The sequence below is a fragment of the Treponema endosymbiont of Eucomonympha sp. genome (assembly GCF_001028545.1).
Genome location: NZ_BBPW01000279.1, coordinates 1 through 824, shown reverse-complemented (window position 1 = coordinate 824; position 824 = coordinate 1). Strand labels below are relative to the sequence as shown.

Sequence of the window (824 nt, the reverse complement as noted above, 5' to 3'; positions counted from 1 at the left end):
ACAGACGCCTGTTCCTTGTCAGTAAGCGTTCCCCACCGTGTCTCAAATTCATCAGTGTATTCAACTTCCCACATAGAAATAGGTATATTCTGTTGCAGGAGTATTGTCAACTCCATAATTTCTTAGCGTGTATTTACAAGCAGTTCGCGCAGCCATAGCATCGCTCAAAACACGGCAAGCCGCCCGTCAAAAAGCCGGTGGCGCGAATCGCCCTCTGAACAGCCCCCGCGCCCTGTCTGGAAACTCCGCGCGGAAACTGCTACGCTCGCCGCATGAATAAAACCAGCAGAAACGCGCCCCTTCCCCTCGACTTTTCCGCCGCCGCGGGCGTGTTTGACCAACTCAACGCCGAGCAGCTTGCCGCCGTGCTGCGGCGCGGAAACGCCGTCGTCGCCGCGGGCGCGGGGTCGGGCAAGACCTACGTGCTCGCCTGCCGTTACGTTTACCTCGTCGTGGAGCGCGGGCTTGCCGTCGACCAAATCCTCGCGCTCACGTTCACCAAAAAAGCCACCGCGGAAATGTACCGCAGGATTTATTCCCAGCTTGAGCGCATTTCGCGGCGCGGCTGCGGCGCGTATCAGGCGCGGGCAGCGCAGGCGGTCGCGGACTTTTACCGCGCGCGAATCCAGACGCTCGACTCGTATGCGGGCGCGGTTGCCCGCGAGGCGGCGCTCCGCTACGGAATTCGCCCCGACTTTGTCACCGACGACGAGCGGTGCCGGGAAATCGCCGAGCGCGAGGCGCTGCCGTTCCTGCTGACCCACCGGAACAACCCCGCCGTCGCCGCGCTGTTCCGCGGAAGCCGCCCGCCCGAAATCGCGTCG

General features: G+C 62.6%; 1 protein-coding gene. It reads left to right on the top strand.

Features of this window, described 5'->3' with window-relative positions; genetic code table 11:
- Nucleotides 1–272: 272 nt before the first annotated feature.
- Nucleotides 273–824, top strand: a 552-nt coding sequence (locus AWU74_RS06530) for a UvrD-helicase domain-containing protein (RefSeq protein WP_162504958.1), incomplete at its 3' end; no start/stop codon positions are given.